Source organism: Microvirga arabica (assembly GCF_016811235.1).
GTDB classification, from domain to species: domain Bacteria; phylum Pseudomonadota; class Alphaproteobacteria; order Rhizobiales; family Beijerinckiaceae; genus Microvirga; species Microvirga arabica.
Map to the genome: position 1 here is coordinate 111932 of NZ_JAFBID010000006.1, position 22331 is coordinate 134262.

The following is a 22331-nucleotide window of genomic DNA, read 5'->3' on the forward strand; positions in this document are numbered from 1 at the left end:
AGAAGTGCCGCTAAGCTCTCTAGCCCAGCACTGGCTTACCGAGAGAGCAATTCAGGGAGATATACCAGAGATGCAAGCGTTATGCAATAACATTGCCATATCGTTTCCGTTTCCTTGCGACCCTGCTTAGCTTATGTTCGAGCCAAGACTCGAACAAAGGTTCAGGGGCTAATGCTTACGGGTGAACTAAGAAACAAGATTGACCGTATTTGGGACGCCTTCTGGGCCGGAGGTATCGCCAATCCCCTCGAGGTGATCGAGCAAATCACTTACCTGCTCTTTATCCGTGGCCTCGACGACGTGCACACGCGGGAGGAGAACAAGGCAAATCGGCTCCGGCGCCCTATGGAAAGGGTGATCTTTCCGGGAGGGAAGGACGAGCGCGGCCTTACCTTTGAGGAGATGCGCTGGTCGCGCTTCCGCAACAAGGCCCCGGCCGAGATGTTCAATATCGTCGGCGAGCATGTCTTCCCTTTCATCCGCTCTATGGCGGACGCGGACACCGCCCATGGGGCGCACATGAAGGGCGCGCGTTTTACCATCCCGACGCCCGCACTCCTCGCTAAAGTGGTCGACCTTCTAGCAGAGATCCCGATGGATGACCGGGACACCAAAGGCGACCTCTACGAATACATGCTCTCGAAGATCGCGAGCGCCGGTCAGAACGGGCAGTTCCGCACGCCGCGCCAAATCATCGCGCTCATGGTCGAGATGACGGCGCCGGGGCCCAGGGACGAGATCTGCGACCCAGCCGCGGGCACCTGCGGGTTCTTGGTTGGAGCCGGGGAGTATCTTCGTGACAACCACCCGGAGATCTTCCGGGACGAAGCCCTACGCCGTCATTTTCACGACAGCATGTTCCATGGCTTCGACTTCGATGGCACCATGCTGCGGATCGGCTCTATGAACATGATCCTGCACGGAGTCGAGAACCCAGACATCCGCTATCGGGACTCGCTCGCGCAGGACAACAACGGTGATGCAGAGCGCTACAGCCTAGTCCTCGCCAATCCTCCCTTTGCGGGATCGCTCGATTACGAGACGACGTCTAAGGACCTGCTGAAAGTCATCAAGACGAAGAAGACTGAGTTGCTGTTCCTCGTCCTCTTTCTCAAGCTCCTGAAGCCCGGCGGACGCGCCGCCGTGATCGTGCCGGATGGGGTGTTGTTCGGCTCCTCCACTGCGCACAAGACGATCCGAAAGATGTTAGTTGAGGACCACCGCCTCGACGGCATCGTGAAGCTGCCGTCGGGCGTGTTCCGCCCCTATGCGGGTGTCTCAACCGCCATCCTGCTCTTCACCAAGACCAATTCAGGCGGCACCGACCAGGTCTGGTTCTACGACTGCCAGGCCGATGGCTTCTCCCTCGATGACAAGCGCGTCCCACTGCTACCAGACGAGAAGCTTGGGCCGACGCCGAGCCGGAGTGAGGGCTCAAATTTCGTTAGTATCCCGCTGACCAATGACGAGCAGGCGAAGAACAACCTACCTGACATTGCAGCTCGCTGGCGCGAGCGGACCGGCACTGAGCGGAAGCGCAGCCGCACGGCACAAAGCTTCTGCGTGCCGAAGGCTGAAATCGCAGCGGCCGACTACGACCTCTCGCTCAACCGCTACAAAGAGGTGGTGCACGAAGCGGCTGAGCACCGCCCACCGCAGGAGATCATTGCCGAACTGAAAATGCTCGAGGCTGAGATCGCCGAGGGATTGTTGGAGTTGGAGGCCATGCTGCCGTGAATACTCACAGCAAAATCATCACGGACGTCGCCCGAAGCCGACCATTAGGGGAGCTCCTCGAATTCAGGAACGAGATCGTTCACCCGAAAGATAAGCCAGTCGGACAGGCCGTGTTCGTTGGCTTGGAACATGTTGAGAGAGATACGGGGATACGCATCGGTTCCGAGCAGATTGAACTGGGCGGGATGACGGGACGACGCGCGCGCTTCAAAGAAGGAGACATCGTCTACGGGTATTTGAGACCATATCTCAATAAAGTGTGGATTGCTGAATTCGACGGCATATGTTCAGTCGACCAGTATGTCTTCAAGGTGAGTAGTAGCGTTGACCGAAACTATGTCGCGCATTTCCTGCGAAGCGATGCCTTTTTAAGAACCGCTCCGATCGACGCAGCTCCGGGGCAACTACCTCGCATACGATCAGGCGAGATTGCAGCTACTCCGATCCCACTCCCGCCGCTCGATGAGCAGCGTCAGATCGCAACTATCCTAGACAAGGCGGACGCGCTTCGCCGGAAGCGCAGGCGCACACTGAAGTTACTCAACGAACTGCTCCATTCAACTTTTATGGAAGTCTTTGGAAACGAAATTTTTGGCGCAGACCCAGAACGCTTTCAGCCGATTGCAAGCATTTCTACACTCCAAAATGGGGCTTATTTCCCTAAAGAGAAATACAGCTTATCCAAGTCTGGAGTAGAGATGGTTCATATGAGCGATGCGTTCAATGGTATCGTCAGTAGAGGGGAACTCAAGCGGGTAAATTGTAGCGCCGCAGATGTCGCAAAGTATGGCCTGCTCAACACAGATCTCCTGATTGCACGGCGATCGCTAAATTTTGAGGGTGCGGCCAAACCGTGTTTGATTCCAAACTCCGAAGAACCTCTAATCTATGAATCATCGTTTATCAGGATACGCCCTCATTCAGAAGCCGTAAGGGCGGAATATCTGTTTTACTATTTATCAAATTCCTACGTGCGCCAAAAATACATTCTGCCATACATTACACAGTCGACTATATCCGGAATAAACCAGTCAAACTTATCTAAGATTCCAACTCTTGTGCCGACCATAGGAGAGCAAGAACGGTTTATTAATGCTCTGAATTCGATCCAGCGCCAGCGAACGAAGTCGTTATCCGCACTTCCTGCTGCAAACGAGCTGTTCTCATCGCTTCAGCAACGCGCTTTTTCTCAGACGCCTTGAACAGATGACGCCATAGCATGTCTAACTTCACCTTCCTCGCGGCCGAATTTGGAAACATTCATGATGCGGCGGTCGCAGCGGAGCGGCATGTAATTTCCGATCCGACAGCGGCAGCTTTTTTCGCAGGCAAGACTGTTGAGATCGCCGTCAAATGGACGTTCCGGAACGATCCAGGGCTCTCCCTGCCTTACCAGGACAACATCGCCGCGCTGCTGCACGAGCCGAGCTTCAAGCGGCTCGCGGGCGAGGCGGTGTTCGCCAAGGCGAAGTTCATCAACCGACTGCGCAACCGAGCTGTGCATGAGGAGAAGACGATCACGGTGGCTGATGCACTCGGCGCCGTGAAGGAGCTCTTTCATGTCTGTTTCTGGCTCGCCCGCACCTATGGCAAGGTCACGCGGCCGGCGGACGGCCTCGCCTTCGACCCCAAGCACCTGACTCGGCGCGAGGATGCGCTACGCACCGCCTTTGTGCACCTCAAACAGCAGCAGGCGGCGTTAGAGGCCAAGGACGGTGAGCTCACTGCACTCCTGCGGGACAAGACCCATCTCGACGTGGAGCTGAAGCGTCTTCGCGCCGAGGTAGAGGCGGCCCGAAGAGCTAACGTGGCAATCCCTGACCGGCACGACTACAATGAGGCCGAGACCCGCGACCGCTTCATCGATTTGCTTCTCAGAGAAGCTGGCTGGGCGCTGGACCGGCCAGAGGATACTGAGTTCGAAGTCCAGGGCATGCCGAATGCCCAGGGCATCGGCTATGTGGATTACGTGCTCTGGGGCGTGGACGGCAAGCCGCTCGGCCTCGTCGAGGCTAAGGCGACGAAGCACAGCGCCCAGAAAGGTCAGCAGCAGGCGAAGCTCTACGCTGACTGCCTCGAGAAGCGCTTCGGCCAGCGCCCAGTGATCTTCCTCTCCAACGGCTACGAGCACTGGATTTGGGACGACACCCGCTACCCGCCGCGCCAGATCGGTGGCTTTTACAAGCGTGACGAGCTCGAATTACTGATCCAGCGCCGCACGAGCCGCAAGGTTCTCGCCGCAGAGCGCATTGATCGCAAAATCGTCGAACGACCCTATCAGCACCGCGCTATCCGCGCCATCGCGAAAAGCTTCGAGGAGCATTTGGAGCGCAAAGCGTTGCTCGTGATGGCGACCGGCTCCGGCAAGACCCGCACGGTGATTGCCCTCGTGGACTTGATGATGCGGGCCGGTTGGGTGAAGCGCGTTCTTTTCCTGGCGGACCGGGTTTCCCTCGTGAACCAGGCAGTCGGCGCCTTCAAGGCGCACTTGCCGGATTCTGCACCGGTGAACCTCGTGACGGAACGGACGGTGGAGGGGCGGGTCTTCCTCTCCACATATCCGACCATGATGAACCTCATAGACGGGAAGGCACAAGGCACGCGCCAGTTCGGCCCCGGCCATTTCGATCTCGTTGTCATCGACGAGGCCCACCGCTCCGTCTATCAGCGTTACCGCGCCATCTTCGAGTATTTCGACAGCTTCCTCGTCGGCCTCACCGCGACGCCGAAGGAGGACATCGACCGGAACACCTATGCATTGTTCGACCTGGAGGATGGCGTGCCTACGGACGCCTATACCCTCGACGAGGCGGTGGCTGATGGGCACCTGGTGCCGCCGCAGGCCATCTCCGTCCCGCTGAAGATCATACGCTCCGGCCTGCGCTACGATGACCTCTCGGAGGAGGAGAAAGATCAGTGGGACGCGCTCGAATGGGGCGAGGAGGAGATCCCCGACAGCGTTGAAGCCGCTGAAGTCAACAAGCGGCTGTTCAATGAGGACACGGCCGACCAGGTCATCGCCCACTTTATGGAAAAGGGCGTGAAGGTCGAGGGTGGTGACCGCATTGGGAAGACCATCATCTTCGCGAAGAACCAGCCCCATGCCGAATTCATCGAGAAGCGCTTCAATGCCGCCTATCCGCATTTTGCCGGGCACTTCACCCGCGTCATCACCTACAAGACCGACTACGCGCAAAGCCTGATCGATGACTTTTCCGAGAAGGACAAGGCTCCGCACGTGGCGATCTCAGTCGATATGCTGGATACGGGCATCGATGTGCCGGAGGTGGTGAACCTCGTCTTCTTCAAGCCCGTGCGCTCCAAGACCAAGTTCTGGCAGATGATGGGTCGTGGCACGCGACTCTGCCCCGACCTCTTCGGCCCCGGGCAGGACAAGGAGTTCTTCCGCGTCTTCGACTATTGCGCGAACCTCGAGTTCTTTGGCGCCAACCCGGAGCTGAAGGACGCGTCCGCAGGTAAGTCCCTGTCCGAGCGGCTGTTCCAAGCCCGGCTCGATTTGGTGCGGGCACTTGATGAAAAGCAGAGCAAGAGCAACGGCGCCGTGGAAGGCGAGGTCGAGGTGCGTCAGGATGCGCTCCGAGTTCTGCAGGAGACCGTTGCCGGGATGAACCCGGACAACTTTATCGTCCGCCAGCGCCGACGCACGGTTGAGAAATATGCCCGCGCCGAGGCCTGGGCAGTTATTGACGCCTCGGCGCACGATGAACTCGTGACCGAGCTCGCGCCGCTGCCAAGCGCGATACGGCACGGAACTGAAGAGGCCAAGCGTTTCGACCTGCTGATGTTCTCCCTTAAGCTCGCGCTTCTGCAGGGCTCGAAGCGATTCGACGGGCTGAGGAAGCAGCTAATCCAAATCGCGTCCGCACTAGAGGATCAATCCGGCATTCCGGGTATCGCCGCCCAGGCGGAGCTGATCGAGGCCGTGCAAACCGACCACTGGTGGGAGGGCGTGACGGTGCCTCTCCTAGAGTTGGTTCGTCTGCGCCTTCGTGATCTCGTCCAGCATATCGAGAAATGCTCGCGGGCAATTGTCTACTCGAACTTCGCCGATGAAGTCGGAGAAGAGGTTGAGCATACATTGCCGCAGGTTGGGGAGGTTGATTTCGTGCGCTTTAAGCAGAAGGCGAGGGCCTTTCTGAAGCAGCACGAGGACCATATCGCTCTCCGTAAGTTGCGCTACGGCAAACCACTGACATTGACGGACCTCTCGGAACTCGAATCCATGCTAGTCACAGCAGGCATCGCCCGCACGGAGGACATCGCGCGCGCTAAGGAGACGAGCCAGGGTCTCGGCCGGTTCATCCGGTCCTTAGTGGGGTTAGAGCGCAAGGCTGTCAGTGAAACATTCTCGGCCTTCATCGCTAACAGCATGGCGACCAAGGACCAGATCGAGTTCATCAGCATGGTCGTGGAGCACCTAACCGCGCGCGGCGTGATGGAGCCAAGTTCACTCTACGAGAGTCCCTTCACGGACATTGCGCCGCAAGGCCCGGAGCAAGTGTTTGATGAAAGCACAGTGACCCAGCTGTTTCGGACGATCGAGCAGCTCAACGATGCCGCAGTCGCCTGAGGAAGCCAGATATTACTACTGTTGCATCTTCGGCGCTCAATGAGGTTGCGCCACCATAGACCTTATAAGCTCAATAGTTTGGGAGATTGCTTCGCACCTAAACCTCGCCGGGAACTTCTAGCTTCCTTTGGTCGATTTGCCCCTCGACTACCTTCGCCAATGGGTTCCTCATCAGAGCATGCCTTGGGTCCTGCATGATTGCGAGGAGCTCACCTTTGAGTTCTCTCCATGGTTTCGGCCAAGACTGACCAGCAGGCCTCGTTATGCCGCAGTCCCGAAGTTCTCGTTTGAAAATGTCGGTGACATAGCTCTCAAGCTCGAGGCGGGAGCGAACGCCGGTATAAGCAACCCAACTGCCATCCTTAAAGATTGATACCGTCGATTGGGGACCTATACGGGCGAATGTCCGAGGGTCGTAATGAGCAGTGGTCATATACGTCGTCTTCTTGCCCTGCCTCGTCTCATCATTGATCCATGCGCCAATCTGAATAGAGTCGTAATGTAGAGCTATCCAGTTCCATTTGGCGATTTTCATATCGAGTCTCCCAGCAGCGCACAGCTGACCTTATCGCTTCAAGCTCGAGTGGTATTTAGTCAGAAGCCTCATCGTCTCCGCTGTAAAGAGCACGATATTGGTCTACAAATTTCTGAACACGATGGCGGGAGAAGTCGTGGATGCGTTCCTCTAGGTGCGTGATTGCATTCTCCCGAGCTTCACCCTCAAATCCGGTATGCACGATCCACTGAGCTACGTTGCCCTCTGGTGTTGCGCCAGCAGTCTGGAGAGCGCCAGAGACGAGCGGCAAGCCATGCATGTGCGACCATTGCCTAGTCCACACTCGCCACCTTGTGCGCTCAATGTGATCGCGGGGTAGGCCAGAAAACGCTCCTGGCGGCAGAAAACCAACAGCGACATTGAGGATAGGAGGGCTAGTTGGGTCGCTCAGTGGCACATCCCAGAGGATGACAGCGTCTTCTCGTCCGATGCACCCATTCTGCAATCTGTCGGCAAAGCGCTCAGTAAGAAGTGTTGGGCAGCGGTCTGAGCTTTTACCGAGACCAGTCCAGCGCTCGGGCCAATCTGATGGGGGCAGCGATTCAAGCAGTTCCACAATAGCCTCCAATGAGCTGGATGTTCCTTCGCCAGCTCCGATCTCGCGAGCACGGCGACGAGAAAGGATGCCAGCATGGTCTAGAGCGGCCTGCCACACAGGACCGAATAAGGTTTCTAGCCGGGTTTTGACGTCAGGCATTTCAGTAGTCATCGCAGCTATCCTAGGCGGGAGGCGCCTAGGTGTCAACGGCCGCGCGCCCGTCATAAAGCGCTTGAACAATGACGTTTGCACTAAGCTCCGCTGCTTCGACGAAGTGACCGCTCAACAGAGATCTGCGCCTTGCGATTCCTTTGGTTGGGATAAAAAGCTTTGGCAGGAGTCGCAGAGCCATCTTAATATGCCAGCACCACGCGCTGTTGCTGATACTTCCGTAAAAGAACTTGAGGAATTGAAGCGCACCAGTCATGAGCGCTTCAGCTTGTTGGATAAGAAGAACATTCAAATCTAATGCTGTTAGGAATAAGTGCTCCGGTCACGTGTTGCACTGGGGATGGCGGCCAGTAAGCTCGCTTCAAGCGTATAGCTGATCGCGGAGTGTTTAGACCAAAGTCTCAATTGCATGAACAGCGGCACCTCAACTTCCTTAAGCGAAAATAACCATATCTCGCTAAGCTTTGTCGCAACGATGTTTTATCTCTGGCGCCCATTCATCTGTCGTGCTTATTTCGTAAAATCAGGCACTTAATATCGTAGACAGAAGACAGGCGCATGGATGGAGCCACAACCGGGCACATTGATGATTTTCTGCTGAACCGCTGCCTTTCGATCGACCTTGAGGTTGATCCGGGTCAAGCGAAGATTTTCGCCTTTGCCGCCGTTCGCCGCCAAGACCAGGAGAAGGTGGTATTCCGAAATGGGAACCAGGCGGTCGCCCTTGACCGGCTCGAAAGCCTCGCCTCCGGTGCCGACTTCCTGCTTGGTCACAACATTATCCGATTTGATCTCCCTCACCTCGTAGCGGTGAGGCCCCGCCTCGCGCGACTAGCCACAAAGCCAATAGACACACTTTGGCTGAACCCGCTAGCTTTCCCGCGCAATCCATACAACCATCTAGTCAAACACCATCACGATGGGCGGTTGCACGCAGGGCATGTAAATGACCCGGAGCTCGACGCGCGCCTTGTGCTCGATGTGCTGGCCAACCAGATCGCAGCCTTTGCAACCCTGGCGAAGGAGAGGCCTGCCGCTCTTATCGCCTATCACTACCTGACCACTTGCATGCAGGGGAGTGACGGGTTCGACGCACTATTTACCGACATACGCAAAGCACCTCGACCCGGCGTGGCACAGGCCGAGAAGGCGATGAAGGAGCTGCTTGATGGTCAGGCATGCGCTTCGCGTATCCACCAAACATTGAATCGCCTGTCCTCACCACAACTCAGTTGGCCGATGGCCTATGCACTTTCGTGGATCTCGGTCGCAGGCGGGGATTCCGTTATGCCACCCTGGGTGCGGGCGCAGTTCCGTGAGGCCTCGCTAATCGTTAGGCATTTGCGCGACCGCGCGTGCGACGACCCAGGCTGCCATTGGTGCCGCGAGAAGAACAATCCGAAGAAAGCCCTATCGCGCTGGTTCGGCTTCGACAGCTTCCGACCGGAGCCAAAGGACGATGTCGGTCGCCCGCTGCAGGAGCGCATTGTCGCCGAAGCAATGGGAGGGAAATCCGTTCTCGGTATCCTGCCCACTGGCACCGGGAAGTCCGTCTGTTACCAGATTCCGGCGCTGGCGCGGTTCGACAAGATCGGCGCACTTTCCGTCGTCATCTCGCCTCTGGTCGCACTGATGGCCGATCAAGTGCAAGGCCTTGCGCGTCACGGAATCAGTGGCTGCGTTACGATCAACGGGCTTCTCTCAATGCCAGAGCGCCATGCTGCGTTGGATCAGGTGCGGTTGGGCGAAGCGGCCATGCTGCTGATATCACCCGAGCAGCTACGCAGCCCCTCAGTGCGTGCAGTCCTGGCGCAGCGCGAGGTCGGCTACTGGATCCTGGATGAAGCCCACTGTGTCTCAAAATGGGGGCATGATTTCCGGCCCGATTATCGTTACGTCTCGCGCTTCATCCGTGAGTATTCCGGGGATCAAGAGCCCGCGCCGGTGATCTGCCTGACTGCGACGGCAAAGCCGGAGGTGGTGCGCGACATCCGTGATCACTTCCAGTCCCGCCTGGGAGTGGAACTGCTTCTGCTCGACGGCGGTGCGACCCGCCAGAACCTCGCCTTCGAGGTGCACGAGACCCACCGCAGCCGTAAGCTCGCCGACATTCTTGATATGATTGAACGCGCCCTGCCGCGCGATGGTGCGTCAGGCGCCGTGGTTTATTGCGCCACGCGTGCTACGACTGAACGCGTCGCGAGCTTCCTGCAACAACAGGGGTTAGCAGCGGACTTCTTCCATGCTGGCCTGACGCCCGAACGCAAGCACGAGGTGCAGGAGCGTTTCCGTGTCGGTGAGCTGCGGGTCATTGCGGCCACCAACGCCTTCGGTATGGGGATCGACAAACCCGATATCAGGCTGGTGGTGCATGGCGACATTCCGGGCTCCCTTGAGAATTACCTGCAGGAGGCCGGCCGGGCCGGACGTGACCGCGATCCGGCGGTCTGCGTGCTTTTGTTCACTACCGAGGATGTCGAACGGCAATTCTCTCTCAGCGCCCGCTCGCGTCTGGCGCGCCATGAGATCAGCGCGATCCTGAAGGCGCTCCGGCGCTTGGATACCCGTGGAAAGCACAATGGTGAGGTCGTCGCCACCCCGGGCGAGATAGTTCGGGAAGAGACGGCGCAGGAATTCGAGCGCGATAACGCCACTGACGACACGCGGGTCAAGACCGCCGTTGCCTGGCTCGAAGAATCAACTCTGCTGACCCGGGAGGAAAACCGGGTGCAGGTCTTCCCTTCCTCGCTGCGTATCCGCACGCTGACAGAGGCCGAGGAAATTCTCTCCAAGATTGAGCTGACCAGAACTCGGCGTAAGCAACTACTGGATTTGGTGCGGCATCTAATGACGGCCTCCCCCGATGCTGGTGTCTCGACCGACGAGCTTTCCGGCGCCAGTGGTCTGACCGGTGGCGCACTTCGGAAGGCATTGTCCGATCTCGAAGCACTTGGTATCGCGACGGACGATACGGCCATTACGATCTTCGTTCATGTCGGGGTCGAGGGGGCGTCGAAACAGCGGTTCCAGGTCGCTTCGGCATTGGAGGCCGCGTTGATCGACGCTATGCGCGAGGCGTCGCCAGATGCTGAGGGCGGCGAAGCGCAGCCTCTGCATCTTGCCGCGACCTGTCAGGTTCTACGCGATCAGGGCCATCTCGGCGTGCGCCCGGACCTGGTTGAGGCGCATCTGCGAAGCTTGGCGCAGGACGGGCGCGACGAGGACGGCGGACGCGGCAACATTCATTTGCGCAAGGTGAATCGAAACACTTGCTTCGTGCGACTGCAGCGGTCATGGGAAATGGTGAGCCGGACGGCGGAGATCAGGCGTCGAGGGGCGGAGCTTTTAATCCAACATCTCGAAGCGCTAGTGGCAAAAGGCACGCGCGGTAAAGATGTCCGGGTCGAGACCACGATGGGCAAGATGCAGTCCGCCATCACAGGGGACGTTTTCCTGAAGGGTTCAGTCCGGGATGTGACTAAGTTGCTCGGCAGGGCACTCATGTGGCTCCATGAACAGGGCGTGATCACCCTTGGACGAGGCCTGACGATCTTCCGCCCCGCGATTACCGTTCACCTGCGCCCCGGGGGTGGACAGTTTACTCAGAAGGATTTCCTCCCTCTCGAGGATCATTACTGCGAACAGACCGTCCAGACCCATATCATGGCGGCCTATGCCGAGCGCGGGCTGACCTCGATGAAAGAGGCAGAGAGGCTCGCGCAGGACTATTTCCAGCTGGACAAAGGAGCCTTCCTGAAGCGCTGGTTGCCGCATCGAGCGGGCGATTTGGACCGTCAAACCACACCGGAAAGCTGGCGGCAGATTGTTGAAAGTCTCGGAAATTCCGTGCAGTCGAAGATCGTTGCCGATGATCGCGAACAGACCAACGTGCTGGTGCTCGCAGGACCCGGCTCCGGAAAAACACGGGTGCTGGTGCATCGCGTTGCCTATCTGATCCGGGTCAAGCGTGAAGATCCGCGTGGCATACTTGTTCTAACATACAACCGCCATGCCGCAGTCGAGATCCGCAAGCGGCTGAAGGAGCTGATCGGCGATGATGCCAACAGCGTAACCGTCTCGACCTGTCACGCTCTAGCGATGCGACTAGTCGGTGCAAGCTTTGCGGGACAGGTCGAGGCGGATACCCCACATGACTTCGACAAAATTGTAATGGAGGCCGTCACCCTGCTGAAAGGCGAAGGCCTATCGAAGGTCGAGGCCGAGGCGCTCCGCGAAACCCTGATTCAGGGCTATCGCTGGATCCTCGTTGACGAATATCAGGACATCGGCCCCGAGGAATATGCCCTGATCGCCGCCGTAGCAGGCCGCTCGTTCGATGACCCGGACCAGCGCCTGAGCCTTTTTGCCGTGGGTGATGACGACCAGAACATCTATGCCTTCGCAGGTGCCTCGATCGATTACATCCGGCGCTTCGAAGCGGATTACTCAGCGAAGCCCACCTATCTGATTGAGAACTACCGTTCGACGCGGGCAATTATCGATGCAGCAAACCGCGTGATTGCGCCAGCCGCTAATCGGATGAAGACTGGCCATGACATCACCATCAATCGCGCCCGCGCTAAAGCCCCTGAAGGCGGCGTGCTGGCCTCGCAGGATCCGGTCGCGCAGGGCCGGGTTCAGCTTTTGCGCACAGCACCGGGCCTTGCAGCGCAGGCCAACGCCGCCGTCGATGAACTGGTCCGTCTGTCACAACTGGTCCCCGACTGGTCTTGGTCAAAGGCCGCGATCATCGCACGGGAATGGCGGCTTCTAGAGCCAGTGCGGAGCTATTGTGAGGCGCTCGACATCCCGGTTCAACTCGCAAGCGAGGCCATGCCTCCATTCTGGCGTTTACGGGAAGCTCAGGAATTCCTCAACTTCCTCAAGGCGGAGCCTGCGAAGATGATTGCGGCCGAGGCCGTGAGAGGGTTTATCTCCAGGCAGCCTTCGAACCATTGGTGGGATCGGATCTCGGACGGTATCACGGCACTCGACGCCGAACTCGATGGGAAAGCTGTTCCGGTCGCAGATATCATCGAGCTGGTGGTCGAATGGACTCGGGACACTCGTCAGGAGCAACGAGGATTGCTGCTTTTGACCGCGCATCGCGCCAAAGGCCTAGAGTTTGACGATGTCGTCATCCTTGACGGCGGCTGGGATCGATCCTCGAAGGGGGAGGACCGCGATGCCCCACTCCGGCTGTTTTACGTCGCCATGACGCGGGCAAAGCGCAGCCTCGCGATCGTTTCAATGCAGGGTCGGCATCCGATCTTGCAAGATGCCGCAGCAACCTTACTGCAGCGGCAGATCACCCCAGATGAGAGAGCCCAGGCGGATTGTGGTTTGCAGTATCAGACCGTAGAACCACGCATGGTGGATCTGTCCTGGGTAGGCAGGCAGGCGGCAAACCACCCGGCCCATCAGGCTCTCGCTCGGATACAAACCGGTGATCCTATCGAACTGATAAAGTGCGATGGACGCTGGGAGATTCGCAATGAAAAGGGAGTGACTATTGGACGGATGGCTCAGAGCTACACGCCGCCCACCGGCTCGCGCTTCATTCGAGGCAAGGCCAGCGCAATCATCCGTTGGCGTAAGGTCGACAACGCAGAGGATTTCCGCGGCGCTCTTCGGCGCGAAGCTTGGGAGGTTGTCCTCCCAGAGTTGGTTTTCCGGCATTGAGGGGCGCATCATGATCTCGTTGGAACGACGAAGTGGCTGGTTGCAATTGTCAGAGTTATGAATGAGACCATGCCGCGAGAAAGATTGTGGATGAATCTAACCAATATAAAACGTCTAGAGCCTCACCAGATTGTCCGGATCCGACAGGGCTTAACTTGCGCCAACTTCGACTCCCGCGAGAATGACTTTTTTCTGGCAATTTCCACGTGACTACCGAGTGTGACGCAGGGCATGAGCGAGAACAATCAACGGCGCGCCCGAATTAAGGCTATATTGGAGCTGAGCGAGATCCTTCATGAACCGCTTTGATCGCTACTCGTGTTAACCTATTTCACCTGAATACCGCTTCGTTTCATCATGCTGTCGTTGCCAGCAGAAGCCGGCTACGGCTTTAATGAGCCACTTAAGCTAGATAAATTACAATCAGGTAAGATTATGCCGTGGGGACCTTTCCAAGAGCAACAACTCTACAATCGGCGACGTGATATCCACGCCGTCTATGGAGGACAACAACAAGGCGGCATCTGCACGCCGGGTGAGCACACCGTCGTAATCGTCTTCACTGGCGAGAGCGGTGAGCAGCACGGCTATGCGGACGGCTGGACGAACGAAGGCACCTTTCGCTACTTTGGCGAGGGTCAAGTTGGGGAAATGGTCTTCCAACGTGGCAATCGCGCCATCCGCGACCATCTCATGGACGGCAAGGACCTCCTCGTCTTCCAGACGAGGGGCCGGGAAGGAGTGCGGTTTCTAGGGCAGTTCGAATGTGCTGGTTACAGCTTCGAGATGGCACCAGACCGGGAAGGCAATCAGCGTCGGGCTATTGTATTCGAGCTCGTTCCTAGTAGCGCCACAGACGATCTGATCGAAACAGAACAGCTGCCCGACCAAGCTGAGACCGACCTCTCAGCTCTGCGCCGACGGGCTTTCATTGCCGCACAAAGCACGCCTCAGACCACTGGCGCCGAGGCTCGGCGCAGCCTTTACCGTCGGTCAGAAGCCGTGCGTCGCTACGTCCTCGCGAGAGCAGCAGGTGTATGTGAAAGCTGTGAGAAGCCAGCCCCGTTCATGACCTTGAAAGGGCAGCCCTATTTGGAGCCTCATCATACGCGTCGACTTAGTGATGGTGGGCCGGACGATCCTCGCTTTGTCGGAGCAGTTTGTCCAAGCTGCCATCGAGAAATTCACCATGGTGTTCATGGGTCAGCGAAGAACGACGTTTTGATTGAAGTTATCCGACGGAAGGAGGCTGGCGCTTAACCGTTGGCTGCGATTAGCGGTATCCGTCGACAAACCCTTGGATCATCGCGGTCACATACCCAAACCTCAACCTCCGGGAACGGAGTAAGCAGCGGCATGAGCGCCGCATCTGTCTCGTGGCACAAGAGAATGGAGCGGACGGTTGCCGCTCCAGCTGCCTGAGCCAGGCGGGCAGAGAACAATGCCTGCCCCATTAGATACATGCCCATCCGGCCAGTCTTTGTCTGCACCACGATTACGTTAAGCCCAGCAAACGAAGGATAGTTAGCAACTCGGGCCCGGCCCCGAGGCTCGTCTGGTAGAATCACTGCATCGGCTCGGCGAGGAACCCTGTCAAACGACCCTCGCACCAAGGGGTATTCTGGAATGAAAGCTCCACGCTCTAATGTCGCCCAGAACCCCTCAGTCATAGGCGTTTCATGCTTACTCATAAGGCTTACTCTGCTCGCCGCGAAAGAGCACTGAGCCAGCGCTCCCCCGTTCGTCCGGGCCTAACGTCCTCTGAGGTCCAGATCTCAATGAGGTTAAGGTCACCTGCTCGTCTAAGCTCAGTCTGAAGAGCTTCCTCATTCATATCTGTGAAGCGCCTTCCATCCTTCTCACGGTCGTCCATTCCGTATTTGAAGGAAAGATACAGAATCCCCTCAGGTTTCAGAGCCCGTCGAAGCTTAGCGATAATGCGTGACAAGTCGGAGCGAGGAACATGGAGTAGAGAGGCGCTTGCCCAAATACCATCGAAGTGATTGTCCCAGTCAACCTGCTCAAATGTCATTTGCCGGACTGGTAAGCCGCTATGTTCGGAGGACATACGAACCATCTCTGCGGACGCATCGAAAGCTTCAACCTCGTAGCCTCGCTCCACGAAGGCTTTAGCATCTCGGCCCGATCCACAGCCTGCGTCGAGAATGCGCCCAGCCTTCGGCACATGGCACAGAAAACGATTTTGAGCCTCACTCATGTCCGCGGCGACCGTCAGGGCGAAAAAGCTGCCTGCATTCAGGTTGTAGAATTCAACTGACATCAAAAACTGGCCTCCCTTGCTGCTCTGGCTCCCAATCATGGATCCGCAAACGTTTCGCCTCCGAGTGCACCGTCTGGAGATAACTAGCACGTTCCGGTGTTGATCGGCCTGTTTGCATTATGAGAGTTTCCCGAAGTGGATGATGGCTCTGGATCAGGTATTCATTGCGAGCGTGAAGCCGCCCCAGCGACGCGATGGATGGGATCCTGTCTGACTTGCCTTCCATGCCACGATTGCAGCCAACACACGCAAGCACAAGGTTCCAGACTCCATCTAGATTGCCGGGAAGGAATGGTTTGAGAACATGCGGGATAAAATGATCGACGTCAGCCAATGCTGAGTCGCCTGGAACAATAGAGATAGGCGCATAGCAGTAGAAGCAGTGCCCTTTCTGATAACCATTCAAAGCATGACGGCAAGAGGTAACAGCCTGCCGTCTATGAGATTGACTGACGAAGAGGTCCTCTGTCTGGGCATCGAAAGCGATTAACGAGCGATTAAGTCCAAGCTCCCAAGCAGTCTCAACCAGCCGCCAACGAGATTCTGTTTCATGTTTTAGCCCCTCGGGTGATGAGGCAGCGTTGAGACGCCAGAAATCGTCTGTTAAGCGAATGCCGCCATTGGTTCGTCGCTCATCGACAAAGAATCGATTTGGAAGTTTGCGAGCATCGAGATTGTGGAAGGCATCTATGACGTTCACGAACCCGAGTTTCGCTGTCGCGTTTCGCAGTTGATCGTCTGTTAGCTCCCTGGCGTTCCATTGCTTGCACGCCTCTAGGAAGCGGCTCGAGGAGTTTGTTGCCTGGCGCGGTGCAATCCTGAGGTGAGCACAAACCTCACGTGCGAAGGGTAGTGCAAGCTCTTCCAACTTGATCAAGTCACTGGACGGCGAGAGCGACAGCAGCACTTTCGAGAGGGCAAACTTGTATGAGGCCGCGTTGCGCCCAAAGAGGATGATCGCTCGCCATTGGTTTGCGAGCGTGGGCTCAACATCAAGAAAGTGTATCATCATCAAGCCAGCCGCATTGAAATTGATTTAGGCAAGTTAGACCCGCCATACGGCCTGCTGCCCCGCCGAAGCTGTGGAACACTTGTGAAGGTGCATGAACATTATTGTTCAATCCAGCGGAATCTAACTAGAGCTTTTTGAGGGCCTTCAATCTTTCGTGGACCTCCTCGATTCTTAGACGCCGCAGGTTTTGGTTCAGCCATTTACCCTGAGCCGTTGGATGTGGTAGATCATCATCAAAAGGTATATTGTATTTGGTCATCCCGTCGCGAGCAACGCTTCCATAAGCGATGATGATCTGAGGCTGCCAAAAGGCGATCTCTCTCTTGAGCCAGTTAGCACCCAGCTCGATCGCTTCGGCATTGGGCTTTTCGGCATTCTGCCCTACCTTTTTGAATGTTGTGCAGCGAACTAGATTCGTGAAAATGGCGTGCCGTGTAAGCTCTAATGGTGATAAGCGGGACAAGCGGCATGCCTCGATTCGAGCCGTTGAAAGTGTATCAGAGAACGGACTATCCCTCTCTAGGATTTCCCCAGAAAGCATCCAGAGCCTCTCAACTAACTGACGGGGTGTTGCTCCAGCTTCGAGACTCTTCTCTTTCGCGACAGGATCACCAGGATTCTGTAGAACGAACATCCACTTGAGAGATCCTGGTTTCGCGCGGGTGAAGGTGCCCCTGGGCCGACAGCCTGGCTCATTTCTGACCTTCGCACCGTGGTATCCCTCAAGTATCTCCGTATAGAAGTCGTGAAACGGAAGTGCCATCCTAAGCCCCGAAAGTCGTCGTTGCACCTTCCGACGTTGCCATAGCTCAGATCCTAGGCCAAGGTCCCTAAGGGACTATGCCATACGCCGTCACGTGGTTCGATATCCAGCAAGGGAGATATCGGGCATCTCTGGGCTATATGGGTCTCGCGGAGACCGGGGGTTCATGGCAGCGAGCGGAAGCAACCGAACCAAGTCCGAAGCGGTCAAAATACCTCGGAGAGGCTGTTTGAACTTAACTTGCCTCCGACCCGCTTTGACCGGATAGAGCCTCGCCAAATTGTCCGGATCAGACAGGATCAAGACAGAAGGTGCCTTTTATAACCTGGTGCGCTCGTCGGAATGGCTTGTTTCTGGTCTTTTCGGCGTTCGTGCAGGACGAGACGCTCGGCATCGGCGAGGACAATCAATGGCGCGCCCGCTCAGAGGTATTCCCTAAGCGGAGGTGGTATTTTCCCGCAGTCTTTTTAACCGTGACTAGCGTTAACCAGCTTCAACTAGTGGCTCGTTCGACGGTTCGAAGACGCCGCTTGCCAGCTTCCTGCTGAAGATGACATCCCAGGACGAGCGTCGAGGTGTAGCCGACACAGAATGGAAGGCCTCCGAGGGGCATCGATCCTTCTAGGACTTCGCCTTCATGGGTGCACGTGAGGGTGAGTGGGCAATTGAGCTATGCTCCGAGATTAGACGCGTTGCAGAGTCCCCTCCGAAGCCCGCTGGTGGCGGTTTAGGGGATTTAGGCTACTGGCTAGCCGGAGAAGAAGAGGGCCCTCCGTGGACTTCTTTGAGGCTCCTTCCGCGCGAGGGCGCCCTCCCTCGAGGTGCTGGAGGAGCATGGGTCCCACGAGCCGGGAGTGGAGATTGGAAGGCCAGTGATACGTGGCGGCCGGTATTCCGGAGGGGCGCCACTTGCGATCCGGAGATCAAGCAGGCGAAGCCCACAAGGAGATCCGTGGCGTCTCTTCCTTCTATCCCTGCTTTTTCTTTACCCTGGTAATCCTCTCCGGAGAGGGAGCTCAAAGGCATGACGATCCGGGAGCGAAGCGACCAGGATCGTCGTAGGCGAGCGGAGCTCGCCGTGAAAGGGAAACGTCGTTAATATACTTATATACTCTATATATTGATTACATCCTCTATATAGAGGAATGGCGAACATCCGGTATTCCAAAAAAGCTACGTGGCCCAGGGACTTGCTTGTCTTGGACCACGCAAGGTTTGAAAGAGCCTTTAAGATCAGGCTGCGCGGGGCTGCGTCATTTGGATAACGCAGCTTTGCCCTTCTCGAGACGAGCGATCAGACAGTCCGGAGCCCAGACACCGCCCGGCTGCTCCAGCTCATTGATCGTCTTGCTCCACGTGCGGATCTGATGACGAGTAACTGCCTCGCCCGGGAAATGCTCACTATAGCGCGCTGCGATCTTCGCGGCGCTCACCCCCGGACCGAACGTCAGGTTAGCGAGCTGAGTAGCTGTCCATGTTTTGACGTAGACCTCTTCCTGGCCCCGCAACTGCTCCAAGCGTTTGTCGCTGCGAGGCTTCTTCGTGCCTGCGCGAAGAAGCTTCAGACGTAGCGCACCTTCTTGCTTGATCGCATCAAGAGCTTTAAATCCTTCTGACTCTCGCTCAGCACGCTTGGCCGCATGACGAGCTGCATCTTTCCACGCTTTACGGCGCTTCGTCTTGGCCTCCTGTTCTGAGCGCCACAAAGCGTAATAATTGATCCTTGGCAGTTTGTTCTGATCAGCAGCCGTGTGCCAGGTATCTGTAGAATTGGCTGTGTCGGGAAAAATGGCCTTGATCATCCGGCTCACACCGCGGTTCCACATCCACGCTTGATGTTCTCCAAGCGGCAAATCAAGGCGGTCAACCTCGCAAACATCTTCCTCGGTCAAGAAGCTGAATGGATGCGAAGACAAACGCTTGGAGTTACCATGGTTGTGATCAGAGTCATCATTCATGGCGTCCGCCTCTTGCTAGCTCTTGGGTTTGATCTACGCTTATCGTTTGGGGGACTGGTCTCCTCAGACGGGCCCTGAGCGGCTTTGAGCGCGCCTTTGAGCTGCCTAGAGGCTGCCCGCTCACGCGCATCCTTTCTCCTCTGACGACGCCTAGCATTGCGCCGCTCGCGGACTTCAGCCTCATACTCGGCTAAGAGTCTTCCTTGTTCTTTAATAGACATGAACGGCTCGGATGATTTCTTGGCCGAAATTGCTCCATCCACCCCGTTCGTCAGGTGCCGCAACTTTGCTTGTAAAGCGGATAATAAAAAGAGCACTTCTAGCGAACTGTCGTCATCCTCCTGGTAGTCTCGTTGGCAGACATAGATCGCTTGATCGATCTCTTTCCCCGAGAATTGCTTCCATATGTGCTCGATCGCGTCATTGAACTCTCGGACGATTGCGATCGCCTCCGCTACAGCGCAACGTTGAGGTGCAGTTTCGTCGCCTTCAGTCATGATGGCTCCCCATGATGACAGCAAGATGGGTTTTATTGCTGTCTAATTGGGGTAGCTTAATGACCAAACAAGCTCTTATTCCAGAAATAATGGAATTATTTGGAAAATATGAAGCAGATGTAAAGTAAATCAATATTGATTTACTTTACATCTGAATGCTGCAATTTAGGTTCAATTCAGGCGGGTAGCAAGATCTGTTGCGCGAAGATGGGTGTATCTAGAGAGCATTCGGAGTTCTTTATGTCCGGAGATCGCGCTGACCTCAATGGTGCTCAGGCCTTTCTCGAATAGGCGAGAGACAGCTTCGTGACGAAGGTCATGGAGACGAAGGCCTGCTACATTGGCTCTGGCCTTTAGGCGAGTCCATGCCTGCTCGAGGGCTCCAGGCGTCAAGGGAAACAAGCGCTCCGTAGATAACGTATTGGTGGACCTGAGGGCTTGTATTGCTTTGATGGCACGCGACGACAGTGGCACATCGCGAGATTCACCATTCTTAGTTCGCGTTAGGTGCACGATGCGGGCATTGAGATCTACATCGGCCCATGTGATCGAGAGAAGTTCGCCCCGTCGCATCCCGGTCTCAATCGCGACGATCAGCAGCGACTTGAGACAAGGTGTCCGACCCGTCTCGCACGCGTCGAGAAGGCGCTGCTCTTCTTCGCCTTCCAATCTCCGGCTGCGTGCATTTGCAACGATGGGGCGGCGAACCCGCTTTACTGGATTAAAGGCGAGGTGATAGCCCCATTCACGCTGAGCGACCTCGATTGCGTGAGAAATAATCGCGAGTTCGCGAACGACGGTAGAGGATGCAACTTTCTTCATACGCTCGTCACGATAACTGGCGATGTCAGCGCTGCTAAGACCTGCCAGTGTGCGATGACAGATGTCGTGCCGAACAAGGACGTCGATGCGCTGAATCTCCTGGAGGGCGCCTCTCTTGGTTGGTGAGACCTCATCGCGATAGCGACGAAGGAGGGCGCCTAGGGTGATGTTCTCGGCAGGACGAGTGTCAGACGCGCGCCCGAAGCGATCGACTTCCGCTTCAAGCTCACGGGCCCAGCGCTCAGCCTCTGCCTTTGTGTCAAATGACTTGGCCCTTGGCTTCATGCCTTTGCGTCGAACCGCAGCCTGCCAGCGCCCACGTAGCTTTCGAATTGTCGCCATCGCACCCTCAACGGATCAGTTCAGAATGCGTAGGACACCGGTGCAGGCCCGCCAAGGGCTTTCAGGATTTTTAACCTATGAACTTGCTGCTTTCTGAGATTGCTTCCTAGGCAGGGGGCGCTTACCTGTAGGGTAACATTGGGCAGTGTCACTTGCTCAAGGTCGGCTGAACTAAAACGTGACTCGAACGTTTTCGATTGCGCACCCCCGCTGGGTGCGATATATAAGACTCACTCCGGCGTGCCCTGCTACTTCTACTTCACTGAGGCCGCGCCGGCATACAAAAGGGCTCCTGCGGGAGCCCTTGCTATTTCTGGTGGGCGTGTATGGATCGCGTGGCTGTTTTCGTCGATGCTGGCTACCTATTTGCACAGGGAAGCGTAGCAATCGCAGGCAGTAAGCGGTCCCGCCCTGATCTTGTTCTTGATGCTCCCGCTGTCGTGCAAGAGTTTAAGCGCGTTGCTGAGACACGTGCCGCAAATTGTTCACTACTTAGAATATACTGGTATGATGGCACGGCAACTGGGAGTAGGCCAACTGCTGAACAGGCACTCATGGCGCATCAAGATGATGTTAAGCTCCGCTTGGGATTTCTCAACAGTGTGGGGCAGCAGAAGGGTGTCGATTCTCTGATCGTCACTGATTTGATCGAACTCGCTCGGCAGAAGGCCATCTGTGATGCTGTCCTTATCTCTGGAGATGAGGATGTCCGGGTAGGCGTTCAAATAGCCCAGAACTATGGGGTAAGGGTCCATTTGCTTGGCATTGAGCCGAGCCGAGCCAATCAATCACAGCAGTTGCTGCAAGAAGCAGATACAACTACTGAATGGCCTGCGGAAACGGTCAGGCGCTTTCTCGCGCTGCGCCCTCAGCAGGAACATGAAGCTGTGAGTGAGCCAGCTGTCGACCGAGCGCGCGAGCAATCTGCAGGGCAGCTCTGCGAAGATCATCGACTTGAAGCTGAAGTAAGGCTGCTTGTCGAGGCTTTGGAGGCGACTGAGCTCGAGGCAATTCGAGTATATTGGAGAACAGACCGCGGGGTGCCATCCGAGTTCGACCGGAAGCTGTTACCGCGGTGCCGGGATGCAATTGGTCGTGACCTTGCCATCGATGAGAAGAGGCAGATCAGGGCTGCGTTTCAAACCCTCGTCCGAGTGCGCCTCAAAAGTCACTAAGGTTAATGCCCCTGGTGAATTTTGCTCTCTTCATCACTGGTATGCGGGTGCGCCGCTAATGCGCCGCTCGATCGATGGAGATTCTCCCAGCTTCGCACATTCAATTGCTTTCTGAGCTGTGAAAAATTGTAACTTACTGAAAATATGAAGAAATTTTGCCAGGAATAGTGAGCTCAAACCCTTTATGGGACCGCACGTAGGCCGCA

Annotated in this window: 13 protein-coding genes; 6 read left to right on the forward strand and 7 right to left on the reverse strand. The window is 56.6% G+C overall.

Going from position 1 to position 22331, the window contains the following annotated elements; translation table 11 throughout:
- Nucleotides 1-171 precede the first annotated feature (171 nt).
- The 3 genes from JQC81_RS05155 to JQC81_RS05165 are packed head-to-tail and all read left to right on the forward strand — an operon-like array spanning nucleotide 172 to nucleotide 6328.
- Entirely contained in the window at nucleotides 172-1737 is a 1566-nt protein-coding gene (locus tag JQC81_RS05155; protein WP_203270745.1) for a type I restriction-modification system subunit M, read from the forward strand.
- Nucleotides 1734-2939, forward strand: coding sequence for a restriction endonuclease subunit S (locus JQC81_RS05160; protein ID WP_203270746.1), 1206 nt, complete (start codon nucleotides 1734-1736; stop codon nucleotides 2937-2939). The genes JQC81_RS05155 and JQC81_RS05160 overlap by 4 nt, the downstream gene beginning before the upstream one ends.
- 17 nt (nucleotides 2940-2956) lie before the next feature.
- Entirely contained in the window at nucleotides 2957-6328 is a 3372-nt protein-coding gene (locus JQC81_RS05165; RefSeq protein WP_203270747.1) for a DEAD/DEAH box helicase family protein, read from the forward strand.
- Between the two features lie 97 nt (nucleotides 6329-6425).
- Here the strand turns inward: JQC81_RS05165 and JQC81_RS05170 are convergent, their stop codons facing one another.
- Entirely contained in the window at nucleotides 6426-6863 is a 438-nt protein-coding gene (locus tag JQC81_RS05170) for a hypothetical protein (protein ID WP_203270748.1), read from the reverse strand.
- 1288 nt (nucleotides 6864-8151) lie between these two features.
- Here JQC81_RS05170 and JQC81_RS05175 point away from each other — a divergent pair.
- Both JQC81_RS05175 and JQC81_RS05180 read left to right on the forward strand, forming a co-directional pair.
- The gene (locus tag JQC81_RS05175) at nucleotides 8152-13275 is read left to right on the forward strand and encodes a RecQ family ATP-dependent DNA helicase (RefSeq protein WP_203270749.1); all 5124 of its coding nucleotides are present in this window, start codon (nucleotides 8152-8154) and stop codon (nucleotides 13273-13275) included.
- A gap of 357 nt (nucleotides 13276-13632) precedes the next feature.
- Nucleotides 13633-14535, forward strand: a complete 903-nt coding sequence (locus tag JQC81_RS05180) for an HNH endonuclease (RefSeq protein WP_246520245.1) — start codon at nucleotides 13633-13635, stop codon at nucleotides 14533-14535.
- Between the two features lie 436 nt (nucleotides 14536-14971).
- On the opposite strand, the gene JQC81_RS05185 is transcribed toward JQC81_RS05180, so the two are convergent.
- The 6 genes from JQC81_RS05185 to JQC81_RS05210 all read right to left on the reverse strand — a co-directional run bounded on the left by JQC81_RS05185 (nucleotide 14972) and on the right by JQC81_RS05210 (nucleotide 20950).
- Entirely contained in the window at nucleotides 14972-15556 is a 585-nt protein-coding gene (locus JQC81_RS05185; RefSeq protein ID WP_203270750.1) for a class I SAM-dependent methyltransferase, read from the reverse strand.
- Nucleotides 15546-16568, reverse strand: a complete 1023-nt coding sequence (locus JQC81_RS05190) for an HNH endonuclease family protein (protein WP_246520246.1) — start codon at nucleotides 16566-16568, stop codon at nucleotides 15546-15548. Before JQC81_RS05190 ends, JQC81_RS05185 begins: the two co-directional genes overlap by 11 nt.
- A 124-nt stretch (nucleotides 16569-16692) precedes the next feature.
- Nucleotides 16693-17331, reverse strand: a complete 639-nt coding sequence (locus tag JQC81_RS05195; RefSeq protein WP_281400228.1) for a uracil-DNA glycosylase family protein — start codon at nucleotides 17329-17331, stop codon at nucleotides 16693-16695.
- Between the two features lie 1253 nt (nucleotides 17332-18584).
- Nucleotides 18585-19289: a hypothetical protein gene (locus JQC81_RS05200; protein WP_203270752.1), complete on the reverse strand. Its 705-nt coding sequence runs from the start codon at nucleotides 19287-19289 to the stop codon at nucleotides 18585-18587.
- A complete protein-coding gene (locus JQC81_RS05205; RefSeq protein WP_203270753.1) occupies nucleotides 19286-19786 on the reverse strand; it encodes a hypothetical protein in 501 nt (166 codons plus the stop codon). The genes JQC81_RS05200 and JQC81_RS05205 overlap by 4 nt, the downstream gene beginning before the upstream one ends.
- Nucleotides 19787-19957: 171 nt before the next feature.
- Complete coding sequence (locus JQC81_RS05210) at nucleotides 19958-20950, reverse strand: site-specific integrase (protein WP_203270754.1); 993 nt, start codon at nucleotides 20948-20950, stop codon at nucleotides 19958-19960.
- Between the two features lie 326 nt (nucleotides 20951-21276).
- Here JQC81_RS05210 and JQC81_RS05215 point away from each other — a divergent pair, with 326 nt between their 5' ends.
- A complete protein-coding gene (locus JQC81_RS05215; protein WP_203270755.1) occupies nucleotides 21277-22125 on the forward strand; it encodes an NYN domain-containing protein in 849 nt (282 codons plus the stop codon).
- The last annotated feature ends 206 nt before the right edge of the window (nucleotides 22126-22331 follow it).

Bases quoted from the DNA above. Each gene is read 5' to 3' on its own strand.
- JQC81_RS05180 (WP_246520245.1), top strand. From the start codon at position 13,633: ATGCTGTCGTTGCCAGCAGAAGCCGGCTACGGCTTTAATGAGCCACTT.
- JQC81_RS05155 (WP_203270745.1), top strand. From the start codon at position 172: ATGCTTACGGGTGAACTAAGAAACAAGATTGACCGTATTTGGGACGCC.
- JQC81_RS05190 (WP_246520246.1), bottom strand. From the start codon at position 16,568: ATGATGATACACTTTCTTGATGTTGAGCCCACGCTCGCAAACCAATGG.
- JQC81_RS05170 (WP_203270748.1), bottom strand. From the start codon at position 6,863: ATGAAAATCGCCAAATGGAACTGGATAGCTCTACATTACGACTCTATT.
- JQC81_RS05185 (WP_203270750.1), bottom strand. From the start codon at position 15,556: ATGTCAGTTGAATTCTACAACCTGAATGCAGGCAGCTTTTTCGCCCTG.
- JQC81_RS05200 (WP_203270752.1), bottom strand. From the start codon at position 19,289: ATGAATGATGACTCTGATCACAACCATGGTAACTCCAAGCGTTTGTCT.
- JQC81_RS05195 (WP_281400228.1), bottom strand. From the start codon at position 17,331: ATGGCACTTCCGTTTCACGACTTCTATACGGAGATACTTGAGGGATAC.
- JQC81_RS05165 (WP_203270747.1), top strand. From the start codon at position 2,957: ATGTCTAACTTCACCTTCCTCGCGGCCGAATTTGGAAACATTCATGAT.
- JQC81_RS05205 (WP_203270753.1), bottom strand. From the start codon at position 19,786: ATGACTGAAGGCGACGAAACTGCACCTCAACGTTGCGCTGTAGCGGAG.
- JQC81_RS05175 (WP_203270749.1), top strand. From the start codon at position 8,152: ATGGATGGAGCCACAACCGGGCACATTGATGATTTTCTGCTGAACCGC.
- JQC81_RS05210 (WP_203270754.1), bottom strand. From the start codon at position 20,950: ATGGCGACAATTCGAAAGCTACGTGGGCGCTGGCAGGCTGCGGTTCGA.
- JQC81_RS05215 (WP_203270755.1), top strand. From the start codon at position 21,277: ATGGATCGCGTGGCTGTTTTCGTCGATGCTGGCTACCTATTTGCACAG.